The 17,140-nt window shown below is 45.8% G+C and carries 15 protein-coding genes; all 15 read left to right on the top strand.

The window, feature by feature from the left end; all coding sequences use genetic code 11:
• The first annotated feature begins 163 nt into the window (after positions 1-163).
• The 15 genes from MKX30_RS26755 (at position 164) to MKX30_RS26825 (ending at position 17,103) form a co-directional block, all read left to right on the top strand.
• Positions 164-1,351 (top strand): GNAT family N-acetyltransferase, encoded by a 1,188-nt coding sequence (locus MKX30_RS26755; RefSeq protein ID WP_076265421.1) that lies wholly within the window; start codon positions 164-166, stop codon positions 1,349-1,351.
• Between the two features lie 534 nt (positions 1,352-1,885).
• The gene (locus tag MKX30_RS26760; protein WP_013312188.1) at positions 1,886-2,350 is read left to right on the top strand and encodes a CtsR family transcriptional regulator; all 465 of its coding nucleotides are present in this window, start codon (positions 1,886-1,888) and stop codon (positions 2,348-2,350) included.
• A 69-nt stretch (positions 2,351-2,419) separates the two neighbouring features.
• A complete protein-coding gene (locus MKX30_RS26765) occupies positions 2,420-2,944 on the top strand; it encodes a UvrB/UvrC motif-containing protein (RefSeq protein WP_076265420.1) in 525 nt (174 codons plus the stop codon).
• Positions 2,945-2,972: 28 nt separating this feature from the next.
• Positions 2,973-4,037: a protein arginine kinase gene (locus MKX30_RS26770; RefSeq protein WP_071558181.1), complete on the top strand. Its 1,065-nt coding sequence runs from the start codon at positions 2,973-2,975 to the stop codon at positions 4,035-4,037.
• 44 nt (positions 4,038-4,081) lie between these two features.
• Positions 4,082-6,526, top strand: coding sequence for an ATP-dependent protease ATP-binding subunit ClpC (gene clpC / locus MKX30_RS26775; protein ID WP_023990572.1), 2,445 nt, complete (start codon positions 4,082-4,084; stop codon positions 6,524-6,526).
• 240 nt (positions 6,527-6,766) lie between these two features.
• Positions 6,767-8,140 carry a DNA repair protein RadA gene (gene radA / locus MKX30_RS26780; RefSeq protein WP_013312184.1) on the top strand — a complete coding sequence of 458 codons (1,374 nt, stop codon included), beginning with the start codon at positions 6,767-6,769 and terminating at the stop codon, positions 8,138-8,140.
• Positions 8,141-8,152: 12 nt separating this feature from the next.
• Positions 8,153-9,229: a DNA integrity scanning diadenylate cyclase DisA gene (gene disA, locus MKX30_RS26785; protein ID WP_013373290.1), complete on the top strand. Its 1,077-nt coding sequence runs from the start codon at positions 8,153-8,155 to the stop codon at positions 9,227-9,229.
• A gap of 54 nt (positions 9,230-9,283) precedes the next feature.
• Positions 9,284-10,030, top strand: a complete 747-nt coding sequence (gene pssA / locus MKX30_RS26790) for a CDP-diacylglycerol--serine O-phosphatidyltransferase (RefSeq protein WP_023990570.1) — start codon at positions 9,284-9,286, stop codon at positions 10,028-10,030.
• Between the two features lie 193 nt (positions 10,031-10,223).
• Positions 10,224-11,309: a PIN/TRAM domain-containing protein gene (locus MKX30_RS26795; RefSeq protein ID WP_023990569.1), complete on the top strand. Its 1,086-nt coding sequence runs from the start codon at positions 10,224-10,226 to the stop codon at positions 11,307-11,309.
• Positions 11,310-11,379: 70 nt separating this feature from the next.
• Entirely contained in the window at positions 11,380-12,078 is a 699-nt protein-coding gene (gene ispD / locus MKX30_RS26800) for a 2-C-methyl-D-erythritol 4-phosphate cytidylyltransferase (RefSeq protein WP_053326187.1), read from the top strand.
• The gene (gene ispF, locus MKX30_RS26805) at positions 12,075-12,551 is read left to right on the top strand and encodes a 2-C-methyl-D-erythritol 2,4-cyclodiphosphate synthase (RefSeq protein ID WP_076265419.1); all 477 of its coding nucleotides are present in this window, start codon (positions 12,075-12,077) and stop codon (positions 12,549-12,551) included. The genes ispD and ispF overlap by 4 nt, the downstream gene beginning before the upstream one ends.
• Before the next feature lie 39 nt (positions 12,552-12,590).
• Entirely contained in the window at positions 12,591-14,051 is a 1,461-nt protein-coding gene (gltX, locus tag MKX30_RS26810; RefSeq protein WP_028542624.1) for a glutamate--tRNA ligase, read from the top strand.
• A gap of 488 nt (positions 14,052-14,539) precedes the next feature.
• Positions 14,540-15,220, top strand: coding sequence for a serine O-acetyltransferase (gene cysE, locus MKX30_RS26815; RefSeq protein WP_013312176.1), 681 nt, complete (start codon positions 14,540-14,542; stop codon positions 15,218-15,220).
• A gap of 24 nt (positions 15,221-15,244) precedes the next feature.
• Positions 15,245-16,648 carry a cysteine--tRNA ligase gene (gene cysS / locus MKX30_RS26820; protein WP_025723808.1) on the top strand — a complete coding sequence of 468 codons (1,404 nt, stop codon included), beginning with the start codon at positions 15,245-15,247 and terminating at the stop codon, positions 16,646-16,648.
• Positions 16,645-17,103, top strand: coding sequence for a Mini-ribonuclease 3 (locus MKX30_RS26825; RefSeq protein WP_028542623.1), 459 nt, complete (start codon positions 16,645-16,647; stop codon positions 17,101-17,103). Before cysS ends, MKX30_RS26825 begins: the two co-directional genes overlap by 4 nt.
• Positions 17,104-17,140 lie beyond the last annotated feature (37 nt).

A 17,140-nucleotide genomic window follows, 5' to 3' on the forward strand; every position in this document is an offset into this window, starting at 1 on the left:
AAAGTGAAAAGGATGATAATCTCAATGAGATTATCATCCTTTTTTTATGTGTTTTTAGATGGCCACCTGCTTCTAAGGTTGACAGAGGGAAGAGGCTTTGCCACACTCTAAGTGTATAATCTTTTTTATGGATGCCCAAGTATACAAGCGAGGTGACGAAGTTATGGAGATCAGACAATTACAACGTGAGGAATTTGAAGCGGCTATTGAATTATCTCAATATGCTTTTCAGTTTACAATGTCCCAGGAAGATTTGGAAAAATCCAAGAAGAAATTCAAACCGGAGCAAACATGGGGAATATTCGACGGACATGACTTGAATGCTAAACTGACTTTGTTACCGCTACAGGTATACATAAACGGTCAGGTTTTTGATATGGGAGGCATTGCTGGTGTGGCAACGTGGCCAGAAAAGCGTCGCGGAGGCATGGTATCACGCTTGTTGACGCATGCGCTTGAAGAGATGAAGTCTGCGGGACAAAGCCTTTCTTTTCTGCATCCATTCTCCTTTGCCTTCTATCGTAAATTTGGATGGGAAACGTATATTGAATACAAAAAGTACGTCATTCCCATTGAAAAATTCCCTGCAAAACTTAAAACAGAAGGTACAGTCAAACGCGATGTCAAAGATATTTTAGAATTGGACCAAGTGTATCAAGCGTATGCATCTCGTTATAATGGCACGCTGGTACGAGATAAGGAATGGTGGCAAGAGCGGATTTTAAATGAGAACTATCGAACTGCGGTATATTACTCAGAAACAGGCGATCCTCAGGGATATGCACTATACAAAATTGAAGATAAACAGTTGAATTGTGATGAGTTGGTATATGAAAATGAGACGGCTCGTCGGGCTTTATGGACTTATTTTGCAAATCATGACTCAATGATAGCCCAAGGTAAATTTAATTACGTTCCAGCAGATGACAATCTGCCATTTTTACTCGATGATCCACGAATTCAACAGGAAACTGTGCCTTATTTTATGGGTCGTATTGTGGATGCAGCTGCTTTTATAGAAAGATACCCTTTTGAACAGATTGGAGAAGAAACAAGTTTAACCTTAAATCTGACTGATCGGTATGCTCCATGGAATGATGGATTATGGAGATTAACGATTACTACGGAGGGGCAAGGACATCTGGAGAGAGTGGATATAAGCAATTCATCTGAAAACGCCATAGTAGCTGACTTGAAACTTGGGATTCAGTCACTGACGACTCTGATGCTTGGCTACCAGCAGGCTGATGATCTGTATAAATGGGGGCGTATTGAAGGTAGCAGTGAGTCTGTGTCTGCCCTTAAACGTGTAATACCGGTAAAACAAACGTTCTTATTGGATTTTTTCTGATAAAGGCCCAGTTAGTTCTTCTTAGGCTCCATCTTTCAGGGAACATAACTTGTGTGGTTATCATAATTTTCAAAACTCTTTCTGTAATGGGAAGAGTTTTTTTATGGTATTGTATAAAACATAATTAGATTGCGAAAAATGGTATTGACCCCTTGGCAAAAATGAATAATGTGCTATAATATGAATATAGTCAAAGAAAGTCAAAGTCAATCAAACCTCGTGCGATTCTGTAGAAGTACTATGCTGATGGATTAGCTGTATAAGGTGATTTTGATAGCAAAGAAGTAAATGAGGATCGAAATGATTTGCGTATAGTTAGGAGCTGACTCTTATGAACATAAGAGAAGTGTATGATTAATCGCAAATAAAGGCCACACTAGAGACAAAACGGTACAATTCCAATGGATGTATCAATAGCCTGAATACAGCTTAGATTCGTGACTTTACCGTTTGGTTAAGTTCAATATACGGCGGACTCTGTGGAGCGTGAAATGTACTTGAATACTTGCGTTTCCGTTAGTGGAGGATGATGAAATGCGCAATGTTTCCGATATTATTGAACAATATTTGAAGAGTATATTGCTGGAAAGTCCCCAAGGTTTAGTGGAGATTCAGCGCAATGATCTGGCTGACCGCTTTTCCTGCGTGCCGTCGCAAATTAATTATGTAATTAGCACCCGGTTTACGCTGGAAAAAGGCTATGTGGTGGAAAGTAAACGCGGTGGCGGGGGCTACATTCGTATTCAGCGAATTCAGCTGCCTGCACAGCATGCCATCCATACACATCTTCATCAGAGCATCGGGGAGGAAATAAGCCAATCGGCAGCAGAAGGTCTAATTTATCAGTTAGAGGAAGCCCATTTTTTAAGCAAAAGGGAAGCTAATTTAATGAAGGCTGCTTTATCAAGGGATACATTATTACTGAAGCTTCCCTATCGTGATCAACTGCGAGCAAGATTGCTTAAGGCTATGCTGATCTCGTTGCTGGCGACCAAATAGTGTGTGAATAGAGACTAACGTTTGGATGTAGGGATTGGTATAAATCCTGACATTGAAGGAGGTGCTTTTATGCTGTGCCAAGAATGTAATATGCGGCCGGCAACTTTGCATTTCACCAAAATTGTGAATGGCGAAAAGACAGAGTTTCATATTTGTGAGACGTGTGCCAAGGAAAAAGGGGAGATGATCCCTGGAACACCTAACGGCTTTTCGATTCATAGCTTGTTGTCGGGGATGCTGGATTTTGACTCCAGTACAAAGAGCCAATCTTCAGGCCACAGCGGTCCGCAGAACCTGCAATGCAAGGATTGTGGCATGACCTATGCACAGTTTAGTAAGCTGGGACGTTTCGGATGCCCGTCGTGCTATCAATATTTTGATAGTCGTCTGGACCCTCTGTTCAAGCGTGTGCATGGCAGTACGAATCATGTTGGTAAAGTTCCGGTTCGCACTGGAGGCCGACTGAAGGTTAAACGGCAAATTGACGATTTGAAAAAAGAGATGCAACAGCATATTGTACAGGAAGAATTTGAATCAGCTGCTGAGCTTAGGGATCAAATCAGAGAGCTTGAAAAAGAAATGACTGAAGAGTAAAGTTTGTGAAGAGTAGGAGGGATGCGTAATGCCCAATATTCGGTTTACGGAGAAGCCGCTAAGTGACTGGATGCGTGGTGATGCTGCGGATTCGGAGATTGTCATTAGCAGCCGGGTGAGAATTGCGCGTAACTTGCAGCATCTGCCTTTTCCCATGCTTGCTACCAATCAGCAGTCGGAAGAAGCACTTCAACGCTTGACGGATATCCTTCAGTATGATGATTTAGGCGGTTTTGGTACTTTCCATACGCTGAAAATATCCGAGTTGGATGAGATCGACAAGCAGGTGCTGGTTGAGAAGCATTTGATTAGTCCAAATTTGGCGAACGAATCTCGTAACGGTGCTGTTTTAATTAGCGATGATGAATCGGTTAGTGTTATGATAAACGAAGAGGATCATCTGCGTATCCAGTGCTTATATCCGGGATGTCAGGTTAGGGAAGCTTGGGAACGCGCTATGATTATTGATGATGCATTTGAAGCGCATGTTGATTATGCATTTGATGATCGGAGAGGTTTTCTGACCAGTTGTCCGACGAATGTCGGCACAGGTATGAGAGCTTCGGTGATGATGCATTTGCCTGCATTAGTTATGACTCATCAAATCAATCGTATATTGTCTGCTGTTTCACAGGTAGGTCTTACAGTTCGTGGCATTTACGGTGAAGGCAGCGAAGCGGTCGGAAATTTGTTTCAGGTATCTAATCAGATTACACTGGGACAAACCGAAGCGGAGATTATTGAGAATCTACATGGCGTGGTGCTACAAATTATTGAGCACGAGCGTTCTGCCAGAGAAAGGCTAATGAATGAATCTATGCTGCGAATTACAGATCGGGTGATGCGTTCATTCGGTATTTTGTCATATGCAGCAGTATTGGATTCCAAGGAGGCTGCACAGCGGCTATCCGATGTACGTCTTGGCGTAGATTTAGGGATTTTGGAGCGTCCTTCCACCGCAGCGATGAATGAGCTGAATGTGATGACACAACCCGGGTTCCTGCAAAAAAGCTTTGGGGATAAAATGAATACCGAAGAGCGCGATATGTACCGGGCGAAGCTGATCCGGCAAAAATTAGGCACAACCCTTTAATATATAGAATGATCTGAAATACACACTGTGGAGGTGCAGGATATATGATGTTTGGAAGATTTACGGAACGTGCACAGAAAGTGCTTGCTTTGGCTCAGGAAGAAGCTGTTCGATTGGGACACAACAACATTGGCACAGAGCACATTTTGCTAGGCCTCATTCGTGAAGGTGAAGGAATAGCCGCGAAAGCCTTAATCGGTTTAGGGCTGGGACTGGAAAAAATCCAGGATGAAGTGGAAACGCTGATTGGACGCGGTCAAGAGCAACCGACGAACATTGCCTATACTCCACGCGCCAAAAAAGTCATCGAACTGTCTATGGATGAAGCCCGCAAACTGGGCCATACCTATGTAGGTACAGAACATATTTTGCTTGGTCTTATTCGTGAAGGTGAAGGCGTAGCAGCGCGTGTACTGAACAACTTGGGCATCAGTCTGAACAAAGCGCGTCAGCAAGTGCTTCAATTGCTCGGCAGCAGCGAGGCTGTTTCCAGCCATCACGGTGCTCCAGCTAATGTCAGCACGCCAACTCTGGACAGTCTGGCACGCGATCTGACGGCATCTGCGAAGGAAAACAACCTGGACCCTGTTATTGGGCGTAGCAAGGAAATTGAACGCGTAATTCAGGTGCTCAGCCGCCGTACAAAGAACAATCCGGTTCTGATCGGTGAGCCTGGGGTAGGTAAAACAGCGATTGCCGAAGGATTGGCCCAAAAAATTATAGCAAATGAGATTCCTGAAACGTTGCGCGACAAGCGCGTAATGACACTGGATATGGGTTCTGTGGTAGCAGGCACCAAGTATCGTGGTGAATTCGAGGATCGTTTGAAAAAAATTATGGACGAGATTCGTCAAGCGGGTAATATCGTATTGTTCATTGATGAGCTGCATACGCTGATTGGTGCTGGTGGAGCGGAAGGCGCAATTGATGCGTCCAACATCCTTAAGCCTGCTCTGGCACGTGGCGAGCTGCAATGCATCGGTGCGACCACGCTGGATGAATACCGCAAATATATTGAGAAAGATGCTGCTTTGGAGCGTCGTTTTCAACCAATTACAGTGGATCAGCCTTCTCCAGAAGAGGCGATTCAAATCTTGTACGGCCTGCGTGACCGTTACGAAGCGCATCACCGTGTAAAGATCACAGATGAGGCTATTGAAGCGGCTGTAAAATTGTCAGATCGTTATATCACCGACCGCTTCCTGCCAGATAAGGCTATTGACCTTATTGATGAAGCGGGCTCCAAAGTAAGGCTGAATTCTTACACTGTACCGCCAAACCTGAAACAGCTGGAAAACCGTCTGGAAGATATCCGTAAGGAAAAGGATTCAGCGGTACAAAGTCAGGAGTTTGAAAAAGCGGCAGCGTTGCGTGATACAGAGCAAAAAATCCGTGAAGAGCTAGACGTGACGAAAAACCAATGGAAAGAACAACAGGGTCGTACAGATTCTGAAGTTACACCAGAGGATATCGCTCAGGTCGTTGCAATCTGGACAGGTGTTCCAGTCAGCAAGCTGAAAGAGGAAGAAACACACCGCTTGTTGAATATGGAAGAGTTGCTGCATGAGCGGGTAATTGGACAGGATGAAGCAGTTAAGGCAGTAAGCCGGGCGATTCGCCGGGCACGTGCCGGACTGAAAGATCCGAAGCGTCCAATTGGTTCCTTTATTTTCCTCGGCCCAACTGGGGTTGGTAAAACAGAATTGGCACGCGCCTTGGCTGAATCCATGTTTGGAGATGAAAATGCGGTTATCCGTATTGATATGTCCGAATATATGGAGAAGCACTCCACGTCCCGTCTGGTAGGAGCACCTCCAGGGTACGTTGGATATGAAGAAGGCGGTCAGCTGACTGAGAAGGTACGTCGTAAGCCATACTCTGTTGTGTTGCTGGATGAAATTGAAAAAGCACACCCAGAAGTATTCAATATTCTTCTGCAAGTGCTGGAAGATGGTCGTCTAACAGATTCCAAAGGTCGTGTCGTCGATTTCCGTAACACACTCATCATCCTAACATCTAATGTTGGTGCACAGGCGATTAAACGTAACTCCACGCTTGGTTTTACAGCTGTAGTGGACGCTGGGGCGGATTACGATAATATGAAGGGCAAAGTGATGGATGAACTGAAGAAAAGCTTCCGTCCTGAGTTCTTGAACCGGATTGATGAAATTATCGTTTTCCATTCTCTCGAAGAAAAACATATTGCCGAAATTGTGTCACTCATGTCTGAGGAGCTGCGTAAGCGCCTGAATGAGTATGAGGTGGACTTCGAGTTGACAGACAACGCTAAAAAATTCCTTGCCAAGGAAGGCTTTGACCCAGCGTATGGTGCGCGTCCATTGCGTCGTGCAATCCAGAAGCATATTGAAGATCGCCTGTCCGAGGAACTGTTGACTGGCAACATTACTAAGGGTGACTCTCTCTTCATTGATGAGGAGAATGGTGCATTGACTGTAACGAAAAAGGATAATGTATCTGCCAAGTCCTAAAGCAGTTTACTAAATAAATAGTAGAAAAGGGTGTCTCGCAGGCTGGAAAGCTATTGCGAAGACACCCTTTTTGTGTATAAAACACGGTAAAATGGTTGGGTAAATGCTTTGGGAAAGTTTGTGATATTGCTTTACGTCCGCCAAGCTTCAATGGTAAACTTTTATTGTTACAGCTCTTTCTGGGCTGTATGAACATAAATTTGACATTATCGTCGTCAATAAGGAGCCCAGGAATAAAGTATGGCTAAAGTGAAAACTAAATTTTCCTGTACGGAATGTGGTTATGAATCGCCCAAATGGTACGGAAAATGTCCTGGATGCCAGGCATGGAATTCCATGGTCGAAGAAACGGAAAGCGTTGTAAAAACTCAAGGAATGGGGTCTTCCCTTCTTACTCATAGCACAAAAGACAAGCCACTGCCTATTATAGAGGTGGAGAGTGGCAAAGAAACGCGAATTTTGACGGGAATTGGCGAATTGAATCGAGTACTCGGTGGAGGTGTGGTGCCGGGTTCACTCGTTTTGGTGGGCGGTGATCCGGGAATCGGTAAATCTACGCTTATGCTGCAAACATCTAATGAGCTGGCTTTAACTGGTTTAAAGGTGCTATACGTGTCTGGTGAGGAATCTGTCCGTCAAACGAAACTACGTGCAGATCGGCTCGGTGCCTTGTCCCCCAGCCTATACGTATTATGTGAGACGAATTTGGAGACGATTGAAGAAGCGGTGGACAGCTTGAAGCCGGAATTTTTGGTCATCGACTCGATACAGACCGTATATTTGCCTGAGGTGACGAGTGCACCAGGTAGTGTGGCTCAGGTGCGGGAGTGTACTTCACGCTTTATGCGAATTGCCAAGGGGCTAGGTATTGCTACGGTATTGGTGGGACATGTGACCAAGGAAGGGGCCATTGCAGGTCCACGTTTGTTGGAACATATGGTTGATTGTGTGCTTTATTTTGAAGGAGAGCGTCATCATACGTATCGGCTTTTGCGTGCAGTTAAAAACCGTTTCGGTTCTACAAATGAAATTGGTATTTTTGAAATGGCTGAAAGCGGTTTGCGTGAGGTGTCAAATCCTTCTGAACTATTCCTGTCTGAACGACCACTGGGGGTAGCGGGTTCTACTGTTGTAGCCAGTATGGAAGGAACCCGACCTGTATTGGTTGAACTGCAAGCATTGATTGCAGCTACGCATTTTCCATCTCCGCGCCGAATGGGCACAGGAGTCGATCATCATCGAATGGGATTAATCATAGCCGTGCTAGAAAAGCGGATGGGCATGTTTTTGCAAAACCAGGACGCCTATCTCAACGTAGCTGGAGGCGTGAAGTTGGATGAACCGGCGGTGGATTTGGCTATAGCTGTGAGCATTGCTTCCAGCTTTAGGGATGCTCCTACCAAGCCGTACGATGTGATTTTTGGCGAGGTGGGACTGACAGGTGAGGTACGTGCGGTATCCCGAGCAGAACAGCGAGTACGGGAAGCGGAGAAACTAGGTTTCAAACGGGTGATCATGCCGGAGAAAAGCTTGAAGGGCTGGACACATCCGAAAGGGATTCAAATTATAGGAGTAGGAACGGTGGCAGATGCACTGGCAGCCGCATTAGATTAGGGGGCATTGAGAATGAAAGAAGCGAGCCAACTGGATAAAATGAACGATTTGCTGCGGCTTGTGGCACCGGGAACTCCCTTTCGCGACGGGTTGGAAAACGTTTTGCGTGCCAAAACGGGTGCTCTTCTGGTCGTTGGCTATAGCCCAGAAGTTATGGAAGTGGTGGATGGCGGTTTCTCCATTAATTGTGATTTTTCGCCGAATTATTTGTATGAGTTGGCTAAAATGGACGGCGCAATCATATTGAGCGAGGATTTAAAACGAATTTTATATGCCAATACGCAACTGATTCCGGACTCCTCCATTTCTTCAATTGAAACAGGAATTCGGCACCGGACAGCAGAACGAGTTGCAAAGCAGACTGGCAAACTAGTGGTTTCTATTTCCCAGCGGCGTAATATTATTACCTTGTATCAGGGGACATTACGGTATGCGCTCAAGGAAATCGGGGTTATTTTGACGAAAGCCAATCAGGCTATTCAGACGTTAGAGAAATATAGATCCGTGTTGGGGCAAGCCTCTACGAATTTGACAGCTTCTGAATTTGAAGAGCTGGTTACCATGCCGGAGGTCGTTAATGTCATCCAGCGGATCGAAATGGTGCTGCGCATCAAAATGGAGATCAAACGATTTATTAACGAGCTCGGAAATGAGGGCCGTCTGATTAGTATGCAGATGGAAGAGCTTGTCAGCAACATTGAGGAAGAAGCATGGTTGCTGTATAAGGATTATGCCAAAGACGATAGCGACGAGAAGATTCGTGAAATTATATTGGGACTCAAACGTTCTACGGACGACGAATTGTTGGATGTGAATCATATTGTACGTTTACTAGGCTACCCTTCTTCAGCTGCGACATCAGAAGAGTATATTGCTGCACGCGGCTATCGGGTACTGAACAAGATACCGCGTTTGCCGAATGTGATTATTCATAATCTGGTGGAGCGGTTTGGACGTTTTCCGCATGTCATGACAGCAACGATAGAAGAACTGGATGAAGTGGATGGTATTGGAGAGGTTCGTGCGCGTACGATTAAAGAAGGTCTTAAACGTTTGCAGGAACAAGTTTTCATTGACAGGCAAATGTAAATGTAATACAGTGAAAGGATTATAATGGAACAATTCATACATTGAGGTGAAGAGATGATTACCAAATCAATTCCGAACATGTGTACCTTAGGTAACTTGTTTCTCGGAATGATCGCCATTTTATTGGCTGTAGACGGAAAATACAGTCTTGCCGCTATTATGGTTATTGTCGCCATGTTGTTGGACGGACTGGATGGAAGGATGGCCCGGGTCCTGAATGCCCAAAGCGAATTCGGTAAAGAACTGGACTCCTTATCAGATATGATATCTTTTGGTGTTGCTCCCGCAGTTATTATGTACATGGTTGCTTTTCATGATGCGAATTCGGCTCTCGCTTGGACGGTTACTGCCATTTTCCCGATGTGCGGAGCGTTGCGTTTGGCTCGATTTAACGTACGTCCTGGTGTACCAGGTTATTTTACGGGTTTGCCAATTCCGGCAGCAGGTGGGGTATTAGCGACTTTGTCCTTATTCCATAACGATATTTCATTGTTATACATGTCGATTGCCATGTTGCTGGTTTCTTATTTGATGGTCAGCTCCATGAGATATCCTAATTTTAAAAAGGTCGGCCTCCCAAAAAAAGCGATCTGGGTTGCTCCATGGGTCGTAATTGCAGCGGTGGTGTTGGCTGTTAAATTCCCTGACCAGCTGTCGAAGCTGATTTTTGTACCGCTGGTGCTGTATGCATTGTATGGCATGAAGCTGAACATTCGTAAGCTGTCACGCAGACGTGGACGTGGTCGGGAGCGTTCCAGTCAGGAAGAACAGGACGATCAATATCGTCATTCACAGCGTTAGTATCAAGCAAGAATAAGAATAAGCATTTATTTCCTTGAAGCATTTCAGGGAGATAAATGCTTTTTTTTATGCATAAAAAGTGAAAATACAGGGTTAGTTATGTTGGAAATGGATCATACTGGTAAGAGAAATGCTATGTATCCAATAAATAGCAGACTATATGAAAAGAAAATAAAGGAGGTATAGAGACTCAATGTGGAGAAAGGCTATTTTAACTTTTACAGGATTGTGCGGAGCATGGTTTGGCTATACGTTATACCAGCGGGTAGGAGGCATTGTAACGTGGATGCCGCAATGGTTGAGTGATGGGTCTTTACCAGGAATGATTGTTTGGATGATGGCGGGAGCAGTGCTATTTATGGCTGGGTGTTCATTCGCAGGGGCATCCGTGGCGAATCGGTTGCAGCAGGGCATTGAAGGCTTGGTACGAATTCCGATGAACGAGATGATGGCAGGTGTGATTGGTTTAGCGGTGGGATTGATACTTTCCTTAGCAGTTTACCCGCTTTTTTCATGGTTGGGGGCCCCGGGTCAACTTATCCAGACGGCTGTTACCGTGATATGCGGATATGTAGGATTGATGGTTGGGCTAGAAAAGCGGGACGAGCTGTCATCCTTTTGGAGTTCTGGTTTTTTTGGTCGGGGAACGGGTGTAGAAGAACGCAAGCTGGAGGAACATAAAATATTGGACACCAGCGTCATTATAGATGGGCGTATTGCGGATATTTGCAAAACAGGTTTTATTGAAGGAACAATTGTAATTCCTGAATTTGTGCTGGAGGAGCTTCAGCATATTGCAGATTCATCAGATTTACTTAAGCGTAATCGTGGACGGCGAGGTCTGGATATTTTGAATAAAATCCAAAAAGAACTGGATGTAAATGTGCTGATTTACGAAGGTGATTTTGAGGAAATTTCAGAGGTCGACAGTAAGTTGGTTAAGCTGGCAAAGGTGTTACAGGGTAAAGTTGTAACTAATGATTTTAACCTGAATAAAGTATGCGAACTTCAAGGTGTATCAGTGCTGAATATTAACGATTTGGCGAATGCAGTGAAGCCTGTCGTATTGCCCGGTGAGGAAATTATGGTGCAGATTATTAAAGACGGCAAGGAGCATGGGCAGGGTGTAGCCTATCTGGATGATGGCACGATGATTGTTGTAGAAGGCGGACGTGACTATATTGGCTCTCTGATGGAGGTGCTGGTCACGAGTGTACTTCAGACCTCAGCCGGCCGTATGATCTTTGCCAAACCGAAATTATTGGAAAAAGCTCAATAAACGCGGTATGATGAAGTAGATGTGTTATCATACGGATCGTCCAAGTGCGATCAGGGCAGGAGTTATTTGAATGAACAATCGGGTAGGAGTTGTCATTGTGGCAGCAGGGCGCGGCTCCCGTATGGGGACGCAGGAGAGCAAGCAATTTCTGCTTTTGCGGGACAAGCCCATCTTCATACATACACTTGAAATATTCGCAGCTATGCCCGAAGTGGATGAAATGGTGATGGTGACTGGGACAGGAGATGTGGAACGCTGCCGAGATTGGATTCATCAATACAAAATCGGTAAAAATGTACGGGTGGTGGCTGGTGGCAGTGAACGCCAGCATTCGGTTTATCGCGGTCTGCGCCACTTACAAGCGGATTGGGTGATGGTGCATGATGGTGTGCGTCCACTAATTCAACCTGAGCTTGTACGTTCATGCCTTGAGGCAGCCCAGCGTACTGGTGCTTCTGTAGCAGCAGTACCTGTAAAGGATACAGTCAAGCAAGTGAACGGGGATGGTATCATTACAGCAACGCCGGATCGCCGAAGTCTGTGGAGTATTCAAACGCCACAGACTTTTCGTCTTTCCGATCTGCTGCGAGCCTATGAGGAAGCGGAGCAGTCGGGATTCTTGGGAACAGATGATTCTATGCTGATAGAGCGGCTTGGAATTCCGGTTACTGTCGTTCAAGGCAGCTACAAGAACATCAAAATTACTACGCCTGAGGATTTGGATATGGCGGCGTTATGGGTAAAAACAGAGGGAGAGGATATCAAGTGATCAGAGTGGGACAAGGATTTGACGTCCACCAGCTGGTGGAAGGAAGGCCATGCATCATCGGAGGTGTGAATATACCGTATGAAAAAGGTTTGTTGGGCCATTCCGATGCAGACGTGCTGCTGCATGCCATTAGCGATGCCATCTTGGGCGCGCTTGGCTTGGGAGACATCGGGAAGCATTTTCCGGATAACGACCCAGAATTTAAGGATGCCGACAGTCTTAAGCTACTGGAGCATGTGTGGGGACTAGCTAAAGAGCGAGGATATCGCTTGGGGAATATTGATTCTACGATTATCGCACAAAAGCCCAAAATGGCATCGTATATTCCGCAGATGAATGAAGTCATCGCTCGGGCGCTGGAAGCAGAGGAGCTATCCCAGGTGAACGTCAAGGCGACCACGACAGAGCAACTCGGGTTTCCCGGACGGGGTGAAGGAATCGCGGCTCAATCGGTTGTCTGTCTTATCAGGTAAATGCTATCATCTTGAGTAATTCAATTTGGAGGAGATTATATGAGCACGGAAGTTCGTGTACGTTATGCACCAAGCCCTACAGGGCATCTGCACATTGGAAATGCCAGAACGGCATTATTTAATTATTTGTTTGCCCGCAATCAAGGTGGGAAATTTATTATTCGTATCGAAGACACAGATGTGAAGCGCAATATTGAGGGCGGAGAAGAAAGCCAACTTAAATATTTGAAATGGTTGGGTATGGACTGGGATGAGAGCGTAGACGTGGGAGGCGAGTTTGGACCTTATCGTCAGACTGAACGCTTGGACATATATAAAACGTACTGGCAGGATTTGCTGGACCGTGGTTTGGCTTACCGTTGTTACTGCACTGAAGAAGAGCTGGAGCGCGAGCGTGAAGAGCAGACGGCACGTGGGGAGACACCACGCTATTCTGGGAAACATCGTGATCTAACAGAAGAACAGTGCCAAGCATTTGAAGCAGAGGGCCGTGTACCAAGTATTCGTTTTCGCGTACCGGAAGATCGTGAATATACGTTTGACGATATCGTAAAAGGTCAAATTACATTCAATTCCAAGGAAAGCGGCGATTTTGTTATCGTCAAAAAGGATGGTATTCCGACATATAACTTCGCTGTAGCAGTTGACGATTATTTGATGAAAATATCGCATGTACTACGGGGCGAAGACCATGTTTCCAATACACCGCGGCAGTTGATGATCTTTGAAGCTCTTGGCTGGGAGCCGCCACGCTTCGGTCATATGACGCTGATTGTAGGCGAGGATCACAAAAAGCTCAGTAAGCGTAACGAATCCATTATTCAGTTCATGGAGCAGTATGACAAGTTGGGCTATCTGCCAGAAGCTATATTCAACTTTATTGCACTGCTGGGCTGGTCCCCGGAAGGCGAAGAAGAGATCTATGATCGGGAACAACTGATTTCGATTTTCGATCCTAATCGTTTGTCCAAAAGTCCGGCTGTGTTTGATACAAATAAGCTTGCTTACCTGAACAATCACTATATTAAAAAGGCTGATCCTGAGCGAATTGCCAGCATGGCGATTCCACATCTCCAGGCAGCGGGGCTGTTGCCGACTGAACTGTCTGCGGAACAACTGGATTGGGCTAAGGCCCTGGTTCGCTTATACCAGGAACAGATGACTTCTGCAGCCGATATTGTAGCGTTGTCTGAGTTGTTTTTCCGTTCACATCTGGAACTGGATGCTGAAGCAGCAGCTGTATTGGCCGAAGAGCAGGTTCCGGAGGTACTTAGAGCTTTTGCAGGTAAAGTTGAAACGAGCGAGGAATTTACAGCTCCACAAATGGCTAAGCTGATCAAGGAAGTTCAAAAGGAAACCGGTTTTAAGGGAAAACAACTATTCATGCCGATTCGTGTGGCTCTTACAGGCCAAACTCATGGACGGGATCTGAATGAAACTATCTTTTTGCTCGGACGTGACAAGGTACTGGATCGTCTTAAGGCACAAATTAAAGGCTGATGTTTCTTGTCAATTTGTTGTCTTTTCGCTATAATGACTCCATTGATACGGATTGATATTTACGTGTAAAGGCTGCGAACAGGAGAAGTACACTGCATAAGGGCATCTGCCAGAGAGGACGGTCGAGGGGAAACCCCAGGCTGAGAGCCGTCCAGATGACCTGCGGAGGAAATGCGCCTGGGAGCCGTGCGCCCGAACTCTCATTAGCGTCAAATGCTGATGTGACAAGGGCGTGCCGAGTCGTTCCCGTTACAGGACGCTAAAGACGAACTGCTCTGCTTTTTTATGCAGCAGGTATGTTCGAAGCAGAGTGGGACCACGTTCATGCGTCTCTGCAGCTTAGGCTGCGGAGGCGCTTTTTCTTTTTTATCAGACTCAGACTCATTATAGATAGAAAAATGTCGAAGAGTGCTGGTGGATGCGAAAATTGGCGGAACGTGAAGTGTTGTGATGATGCGGCAAGGATATGAAGGGAATAGGAGGGCGACATGTTCAGACATTTCAAATCCGACATTCAGACTGTTTTGGATAATGATCCGGCCGCCCGGAGTAAGCTTGAGGTCATTTTTACGTATTCCGGCGTTCATGCCCTTTGGGCACACCGAATCGCACATTGGTTTTATTTGCGAAACTGGTGTACTCTAGCCCGTGTTATATCCCAGGTATCGAGGTTTATGACAGGCATTGAAATTCATCCTGGCGCTCGTATCGGAGATCGGCTGTTCATTGACCATGGCATGGGAGTTGTCATCGGTGAAACCTGTGAGATTGGCGACGATGTCGTATTGTATCAGGGGGTCACACTCGGCGGGACTGGGAAAGAGAAAGGGAAGCGCCATCCGACCATTGGGAATAATGTTGTTATCGGCTCTGGTGCGAAGATATTGGGCTCTTTTACGATTGGGGCACAGTCCAACATTGGCTCCAACTCGGTTGTGCTCAAAGAAGTCCCACCAAACAGTACGGTGGTGGGCATCCCGGGGCGAGTTGTCAGACAGGATGGTAGGCGGCCAGACCGACTTAGTCATCAATTGCCTGATCCGGTTGTGGACTCTATGAGAGAACTTCAACGGGAAATTGAACGTTTGCGTGCAGAAATATCTGATTTGAAGGATGGGCCATCCGCTCAGAAACATCAGGTGACCCAAGAGAATAAATTAGAAAAATGATTTTCATGAGGGAGGAACATAACAATGCCGCTTCAAATTTATAATACAATGACGAGGAGTCGGGAGCCTTTTGTGCCACTGGAGCCTGGAAAGGTTAAAATGTATGTATGCGGACCTACCGTGTATGATTACATTCATATTGGCAATGCACGACCTGTAATTGTATTTGACGTGGTGCGGAGCTACCTGGAGTACTTGGGCTATGATGTAAACTATGTGGTGAATTTTACGGATGTCGATGATAAACTAATCCGCAAAGCTCGGGAACTTGATATGGATGTTTCGGCAGTTGCTGAGAAATTTATTGCTGCCTACCATGAGGATCTGGCAGGATTGAATGTTCCTGCTGCCAGCATGAACCCTCGTGTAACAGAGAGTATGGACCTGATTATTGATTTTATTAAGGAATTGGTAGACAAAGGCTACGCTTATGAAAATGATGGCGATGTATTCTATCGGACCAAAAAGTTCAAAGATTACGGACAACTATCAGGTCAAAATCTGGAAGAGCTTCAGTTCGGAATTCGCATCAATGTGGATGAACGCAAGGAAAATGCCGAGGATTTTGTACTCTGGAAGGCAGCGAAGCCGGGTGAAATTCATTGGTCGAGCCCTTGGGGAGATGGACGACCAGGCTGGCATATCGAATGCTCTGCTATGGCTCGCCATTATTTGGGAGATACACTGGATATTCATGGGGGCGGACAGGATCTGCAATTTCCGCATCATGAATGTGAATGCGCACAATCTGAAGTGATTACGGGTAAGCCTTTATCTCGCTACTGGATGCATAACGGATATATTCGCATAGATAATGAAAAAATGTCGAAATCACTCGGTAATGGTATTTTGGTTAAAGATTTGCGCGCTCACCACAAGCCGGAGGCTTTACGTTATTTTATGTTGTCGACACATTACCGGAATCCGTTGAACTATAACCAAGAGACTATGAGTCAGGCGGAGAACAGTGTCGAGCGGATCGCCAATGCAGTTGCCAATGTGAAGCATCGTTTAGCTAATGCGCTGGAAGGTAATGGGGGAGTATCGACGGAACTGCAAACGAAGCTCGACGGAATTTTGCAGCAGTTTGGCGAAAAAATGAATGATGATTTCAATACACCTGATGCGATTACTGCTGTATTTGATTGGGTTAGCGAAGCAAACCATTTGTTGCAGCGAGATGTCGTACATCAGGCGGAACTACAAGCTGTATTGCATACCTTTCATTCGATGAATAGCGTACTTCGCATTTATTCGGAACCGAGTGAAGAGTTGCTGGATGACGAAATCGAGCAGTTAATTGCAGAACGTGTCGAAGCTCGTAAGACCAAAAACTGGGGTAGAGCTGACGAAATTCGCGATCTGTTGGCTGCAAAAGGCATTGTGCTTGAAGATACGGCGCAGGGTATGCGGTGGCGGCGAAAATGAGTGATAAGCCAATGAACTCAGAAGCATCGGAAGGTACGGGGAACTGGTTCCCGTACCCTGCATCCAAGCCAGCCCGTTTGATGCCCCCCATTGCACTAGCTTACATTGGTGATGCAGTGTACGAGGTAGCTGTCCGGCAATATTTGTTGGCTCAGCCTAACCTGCGTCCAAACCATCTGCATCGGCGAGCCACAGGGCTAGTCTCCGCCAAGGCGCAGAGTCGCATGTTGGGGCTATTGGAAAAGGTACTGACGGAAGAAGAACGCGATATTGTCCGACAAGGAAGAAATGCTAAATCAGGAAGTTTGCCCAAAAATGCTGATGTGCTTGAGTATCGGCATGCCACTGCACTGGAAGGGTTGGTTGGATCTCTTTATTGTGATGGACATTTGGACAGATTAAGAGAGTTGATTACGTTCGGAATTGCACAAATGGAAAATACAGAAAAATCATAAATGGGAACGGACTGGATGGAACAAGCATCGTCCGTTT

The organism is Paenibacillus sp. FSL P2-0173 (assembly GCF_038008045.1).
Taxonomy (GTDB): Bacteria; Bacillota; Bacilli; order Paenibacillales; family Paenibacillaceae; genus Paenibacillus; species Paenibacillus polymyxa_B.

Excerpts from the sequence above, each read along its gene's own strand:
- cysS (WP_025723808.1), top strand. The coding sequence starts at position 15,245 with ATGCCGCTTCAAATTTATAATACAATGACGAGGAGTCGGGAGCCTTTT.
- MKX30_RS26760 (WP_013312188.1), top strand. The coding sequence starts at position 1,886 with ATGCGCAATGTTTCCGATATTATTGAACAATATTTGAAGAGTATATTG.
- MKX30_RS26825 (WP_028542623.1), top strand. The coding sequence starts at position 16,645 with ATGAGTGATAAGCCAATGAACTCAGAAGCATCGGAAGGTACGGGGAAC.
- gltX (WP_028542624.1), top strand. The coding sequence starts at position 12,591 with ATGAGCACGGAAGTTCGTGTACGTTATGCACCAAGCCCTACAGGGCAT.
- MKX30_RS26795 (WP_023990569.1), top strand. The coding sequence starts at position 10,224 with ATGTGGAGAAAGGCTATTTTAACTTTTACAGGATTGTGCGGAGCATGG.
- disA (WP_013373290.1), top strand. The coding sequence starts at position 8,153 with ATGAAAGAAGCGAGCCAACTGGATAAAATGAACGATTTGCTGCGGCTT.
- pssA (WP_023990570.1), top strand. The coding sequence starts at position 9,284 with ATGATTACCAAATCAATTCCGAACATGTGTACCTTAGGTAACTTGTTT.
- clpC (WP_023990572.1), top strand. The coding sequence starts at position 4,082 with ATGATGTTTGGAAGATTTACGGAACGTGCACAGAAAGTGCTTGCTTTG.
- ispD (WP_053326187.1), top strand. The coding sequence starts at position 11,380 with ATGAACAATCGGGTAGGAGTTGTCATTGTGGCAGCAGGGCGCGGCTCC.
- cysE (WP_013312176.1), top strand. The coding sequence starts at position 14,540 with ATGTTCAGACATTTCAAATCCGACATTCAGACTGTTTTGGATAATGAT.
- MKX30_RS26765 (WP_076265420.1), top strand. The coding sequence starts at position 2,420 with ATGCTGTGCCAAGAATGTAATATGCGGCCGGCAACTTTGCATTTCACC.
- MKX30_RS26755 (WP_076265421.1), top strand. The coding sequence starts at position 164 with ATGGAGATCAGACAATTACAACGTGAGGAATTTGAAGCGGCTATTGAA.
- MKX30_RS26770 (WP_071558181.1), top strand. The coding sequence starts at position 2,973 with ATGCCCAATATTCGGTTTACGGAGAAGCCGCTAAGTGACTGGATGCGT.
- radA (WP_013312184.1), top strand. The coding sequence starts at position 6,767 with ATGGCTAAAGTGAAAACTAAATTTTCCTGTACGGAATGTGGTTATGAA.